The organism is bacterium, from assembly GCA_040755795.1.
Taxonomy (GTDB): Bacteria; UBA9089; CG2-30-40-21; order CG2-30-40-21; family SBAY01; genus JBFLXS01.
In genome coordinates, this window is sequence record JBFLXS010000344.1 from 1 (window position 1) to 4,438 (window position 4,438).

Consider the following 4,438-nt stretch of genomic DNA (forward strand, 5'->3'; position numbering starts at 1 on the left):
TTCAAAGGATAAGTTGCAAAAAAATCATCAGGCTTTTGAGCCTAATTTTGCCATCTTTGAGCAAAATAAACAGATTGATAAGGATTCAGATAGCCTCAATGGCTCCTTAAATTAACGAAACTCCAGAAGAACAAAGGAGGATGTTATTACCCTATTAGAAGAGAAATTCGCAAGAAGGCTTTCTGAGGAAATCAATGGAGTAAGGTCAGATATTGCAATCATGGAAGGGAAACTTGAGGCAAGAATTTCTGGAGGAAGGATTGAGATGAAAGAAGAAGTTACCTCACTTCGGGCTGAAGTTAAAGAGGAATTTGCTTTAGTGAGGGCTGAAGTGAAAGAGGAAACTTCAAAAATCAGAGTTGAAATGGCACAGTTCAAATCAGAAATTATCAAATGGATGTTTCTATTCTGGATAGGGCAGATTGCTTGTATGGCTGGAATTGTGAAGTGGTTGAGGTAAAGATAAGAAGCAGAAATTTCAGGAAAGAACTCTATGTACATTAAATGGGATAACGAAATGGTTACATCTGAGGAGGTGGGCAATAAAGCCGCTAATTTATTTGAATTGAAGAGAATAAACATATCTGTCCCGGTGGGTTTTGTGGTTACCAAAAAGGCATTTGTGGACTTTGTGGCTACACATCAGCTCTATGACTTAGGGCAAAATATTGGTCATCTTTTGGTAGGACTTGAAATGCCAGATAAAATGTCTGGTGAAATAAACGAAGCCTGCCAACTCCTTTCATCAAGGGTTAAAAAAGAAAGCCTGTTTGCGGTAAGGTCTTCTTCAAGTAGGGAGGATTTACCACATACAAGCTTTGCCGGAATGTATGAGACATTCCTTAATGTAGAAGAAAGCGGGGTTTTAAAAAGCATTAAGGGATGCTGGCAGAGTGCCTTCAATCCCCATTTGTTAAGCTATCTACAGACATTAGGTAAAGGTTACCAGAATATACAGGATATGGCCATGGGGGTAATTGTCCAGGAGATGATAAACTCAAGATTTGCGGGCGTTCTGATGACCATAGACCCAATCAGCGGCGACCCGTCAAAGATTTTGATTGAATATGCAAAGGAACAACTGGTTACTTCAGGTGAGGGAACTCCAAATCGCTTGATGGTTGATAAGATTACAAACCAGATAGATAAAATAAATGGCGAGATTTTAGAAGAAAGATATGTCTATCAACTCACTCATCTGGCGAAAACGATAGAGCAACACTTTGGCTCTTATCAGGATATCGAATGGGCGATTGAGCAGGAAAATGGAGAGCTCATCATCTTACAGACAAGACCAGAAAGTGTATGGAATAGAAGAAATTAGTGCCTTTACCAGCATAAGCAGTTAGAATCTAAACTTAAGAATCAAAGAGTCAGGAGTGAAAGATTATGAATGAAATTTTTGATGTTATCCTGGAAAGGGCAAAAAAATATTGTCGGGATGAGTTTGATGTAATTCATCTCGAAAAAGCCTTAGAGATGACAAAAAGGTTAATGGCTATAGAAGGCGGCGATGAAAGGATTATCATCCCGGCAATTCTTCTTCACGATACAGGCTGGAGTGCCTTTTCCTTTGAGGAAGAAAGGATGATTAGATTGCCTGCCTTCCTTTCAGAAAATTTGAATGGAAGAGGAATTGCCTTTTCAAATGCCATCTTACTCCATAAGCATGAGATAGAAAGTAGCCTTATCGCTCAAAATATCCTCTCAGAACTTAAATTTACAACAGACGAAAAGGAAAAGATTGTTGAGATTATCACCGGACATGATAGTAGAAAACAACTAATCTCAAAAGAGGACGAGGTGGTTAAAGATGGAGACAGACTCTCAAGATACACACCAGAATTGTTTTCTGCTCTATGCCAGAAATTTAATCTTGGGGAAGAGGAATTTTTTAAATACCTTAATTTTAATATAGAAAAATGGTTTTACTCTGATACAACCAAAACAATAGCCAGGGAATATCTATTAAGAAAAAGGCTAAAGATTTCTGAGGCTAAGTGGCTAAGTGGGATAATGGGTAGATTTTTTAATCTTTTCCTTGGATTAGAAGGTGAAGCCATTAAAATAACCCAAAAACATGGGGAAAAGATAATGATAAGCCTTACCAGAGAGATAGTCTATAATCTCAAAAAAGCAATAGAAATCTATCTTTCATCTCTGCCTTCTGTAACCCTTAAAGGGCTTCAGGAAGATAAAAGGTTTTGTTCCCTTGTTTCTCAAAAGATAGGGGAATTTGGCTACATTGGCATTATAGATAGAGAGAGTGGCAGGATTATCTTTCATCCTGATAAAGAGATTATCAACTTACCTATGAAAGAGCTTAAGGAGAAAAAGAGACCAGCCCAATATCTCTATGGTTTTTGGGATGTCTATAACCGGGCTTTAAATGGTGAAGAATTCTACGCGCCATATCAGGGGATAAATGACAAAGGAGAGATTGTAGATAAAATTTGGCATGTTGTCCCCATGGATAGCGGGGAATTAAAATGGGCTATAGTTGGAGCGGCTGTTTATGATGATTTTCATAAGCCAATAGACCTTTTAAGTCAAGATATTACTTACTCCCTTGGTGAGGTTTCCAATCAACTCTATTCCTTACTCAATCTGGTTGATGAACAGAACAAGAAATTAGAAAGACTTAATGAAGGGCTTAAACAAGAAATAATTGAACGGCAGCAGGCGGAGGAAAAACTCATTGCCGCAGAGAAATTAGCCGCAGCAAGCCAGATTGCGGCTGAGTCTGCCCATGAGATAAAAAATCCTTTAACGGTGATTAAGAGTGGAGTCTATTACCTGTCTCAAATTATAGCCAAAGACGAAATTATCCAGAAAACACTTTGCCAGATTGATAAAGCTGTAGATAGGGCAACATCTTACATAAACAGCCTTCTATCCTTCTCAAGACCACCTATACTTAAGGTTAGCTCTGTAGATGTAAATAATTTACTCCAGGAGACATTAAAAGACTTAGAGAATGAGATGAAGGCAGAGGTGAAAATAAAAGAGAATTTAACTAAATCTCTCCCTCCCCTAAAAGCTGACCCAGAACAACTAAAAGCAGTTTTCTTTAATCTCATCAAGAATGCCGTTGAATCTATGGGAGAAAGAGAAGAAAAAAGATTGGAGATTAACACTCAAGAGTTTACCCATAAAGAAGGTAGGTTTGTCTTGATAAGGATTAAAGATAATGGTGTGGGTATTCGTAGCGAAGAGGTAGAAAAGATATTTAACCCCTTTTATACCACTAAGGGAAAAGGCACAGGTTTGGGTTTGGCTATCTGCCAGCGCATCATCGAAGCACATCAGGGAAAGATTGGAGTAGAAAGTAAAGAAGGAAAAGGAGCAACATTTACGATTAAACTGCCCCAAAAAACGGATATGTCCACGAGAGAGAGTGAAGACAAACAGGGATGAAAATAAATTATTTTGTCAGAGATGTCAGAAAAGTCAGCGTTTTTCAGGAGTAAGATAATGACTAAAATTTTAATTGTTGAGGATGAACCAGATTTAGCAGATGTGTTGAAACACATCCTTAAGATTAAAGGTTATGAAGTAAAACTTGTTCTGGATGGTTATCAGGCTATTGAAGAGGTAAAAAAGACCCATTATGACCTTATCCTGATGGATATCAGGTTACCTGGTTTAAATGGGGTGGAGACATTTCTTCAAATTAAAGAGATTGATAAAAACACAACGGTAATTATGATGACGGGTTTTGCAGTAGAGGATTTAATAGAGACCGCTTTGGAAAGAGGGGCTTATGCCTGCCTTCATAAACCATTTGACTTAGACAAGGTCATAACCTTGATTGCCAAAGCCATCAGTGAGAATCGCCCAACTATTTTAATTGTCGATGATGATGAAGGGATAAGAGAGAATTTATGTCGTATTCTTGAAGAAAAGGGGTATCGGATTTATTTGGCTAAAGATGGGCAAGAAGCTTTACTAATGCTTAAAACGGGATTATATCACTGTATTATCCTTGACCTCAAACTTCCGAAAGTAGATGGGATTGTTGTTTTGAAAGAGGCTAAACAAGTAAATCCTAATGTGGTAGTCATTGTCATTACGGGCTATGATTTGCCAGATTTACTTAACGAAGCCAGGTATTTATCCGCTTATGCCTGTCTGAAAAAGCCAATTGATACGGCTGAATTATTGAAGTTGCTGAAAGAGACGATAAAATGAGAAGCGGTTATGTCCAGGGGAGTGGAGCTGGAGTTTCGTGAATTTTCTATGATTCCTTTCTCCTTTAATCTTTGCGTTCTTTGCGGTTGATTTCTTTGCGTTCTTTGCGGTTAAAAAAAGGGTAAGCGTTCAGGTAGTGTAACAAAAGGAGATGTGGAGATTAAGGAGATAGGGAGATATTATTAAAAAAATTGAAATTAATAGAAACTAATAGAAATTTATGGAAATTTGTTGTTTTCCACAATCA

Annotated in this window: 4 protein-coding genes; all 4 read left to right on the forward strand. The window is 37.8% G+C overall.

Annotation, left to right across the window (positions count from 1 at the left end; all coding sequences use genetic code 11):
• Positions 1–265: 265 nt before the first annotated feature.
• Entirely contained in the window at positions 266–460 is a 195-nt protein-coding gene (locus AB1414_16245) for a hypothetical protein (protein ID MEW6608970.1), read from the forward strand.
• Positions 461–493: 33 nt separating this feature from the next.
• The gene (locus tag AB1414_16250; GenBank protein MEW6608971.1) at positions 494–1,324 is read left to right on the forward strand and encodes a PEP/pyruvate-binding domain-containing protein; all 831 of its coding nucleotides are present in this window, start codon (positions 494–496) and stop codon (positions 1,322–1,324) included.
• A gap of 65 nt (positions 1,325–1,389) precedes the next feature.
• Positions 1,390–3,417 (forward strand): ATP-binding protein, encoded by a 2,028-nt coding sequence (locus AB1414_16255; protein MEW6608972.1) that lies wholly within the window; start codon positions 1,390–1,392, stop codon positions 3,415–3,417.
• Positions 3,418–3,474: 57 nt separating this feature from the next.
• The gene (locus AB1414_16260) at positions 3,475–4,191 is read left to right on the forward strand and encodes a response regulator (protein MEW6608973.1); all 717 of its coding nucleotides are present in this window, start codon (positions 3,475–3,477) and stop codon (positions 4,189–4,191) included.
• The last annotated feature ends 247 nt before the right edge of the window (positions 4,192–4,438 follow it).